We start from the raw sequence: 1,264 nt of genomic DNA on the forward strand, positions 1-1,264 counted from the left end.
GACAACCAGGAGGTTGGCTTAGAAGCAGCCATCCTTTAAAGAGTGCGTAATAGCTCACTGGTCAAGTGGTTCTGCGCCGATAATGTAGCGGGGCTTAAGCACACCGCCGAAGCTGTGGAGCCCGGGATTTGTTCTCGGGTTGGTAGGGGAGCGTCGTGCGTTCGGAGAAGCCGCCGAGTGATCGTGTGGTGGAGGGCGTGCGAGTGAGAATGCAGGCATGAGTAGCGAGAGCAACGTGAGAAACGTTGCCGCCGATTGACCAAGGGTTCCTGGGGCAGGTTAATCCGCCCAGGGTGAGTCTGGACCTAAGGCGAGGCCGACAGGCGTAGTCGATGGATAACGGGTTGATATTCCCGTACCCGTGCACGAGCGCCCAGTATCGAATCAGGTGATGCTAACCACGCCGGTGGGTTTTTGGTCCTTCGGGATCGTTGACCGTACCGGCCTGGGATCCGAGCTTGTAGTAGGTAAGTGATGGGGTGACGCAGGAGGGTAGCTCTACCCGGCGGTGGTTGTCCGGGGGTAAGCGTGTAGGCCGGGGGGTTGGCAAATCCGCCCCTCATGAGGTTGAGACGTGATGCCGAGCCGTTTTCGGTGAAGTGAGTGATCCCATGCTGTCGAGAAAAGCCTCTAGCGAGTTCGTGAGCGGCCAGTACCCTAAACCGACGCAGGTGGTCAGGTAGAGAATACCGAGGCGTTCGGGTGAACCATGGTTAAGGAACTCGGCAAATTGTCCCCGTAACTTTGGGAGAAGGGGAGCCCTGTCCGGTGAAGGAGTGTGCCTCTGGAGCTGGGTGGGGTCGCAGATAGCGGGGGGAAGCGACTGTTTATTAAAAACACAGGTCCGTGCGAAGTCGTAAGACGCTGTATACGGACTGACGCCTGCCCGGTGCTGGAACGTTAAGAGGACCGGTCAACGGGGGTTCGCCCCTGTGAAGCTGGGAATCCAAGCGCCAGTAAACGGCGGTGGTAACTATAACCATCCTAAGGTAGCGAAATTCCTTGTCGGGTAAGTTCCGACCTGCACGAATGGCGTAACGACTTCCCCACTGTCTCAACCATGGGCCCGGTGAAATTGCACTACGAGTAAAGATGCTCGTTTCGCGCAGCAGGACGGAAAGACCCCGGGACCTTCACTATAGCTTGACATTGGTGTTTGGGATGGTTTGTGTAGGATAGGTGGGAGCCGGTGAAGTCGTCACGCCAGTGGCGGTGGAGGCGTTGGTGAAATACCACTCTGACTGTTTCGGGCATCTAACCTTGG

The 1,264-nt window shown here is 57.2% G+C and carries 1 rRNA gene; it reads left to right on the forward strand.

Annotated elements, in window-relative coordinates:
- A 23S ribosomal RNA gene (locus RM479_RS27435) occupies positions 1-1,264 on the forward strand; the annotation flags it as partial.

It is taken from the genome of Nocardiopsis lambiniae, from assembly GCF_031845465.1.
Classification (GTDB): Bacteria; Actinomycetota; Actinomycetes; order Streptosporangiales; family Streptosporangiaceae; genus Nocardiopsis; species Nocardiopsis lambiniae.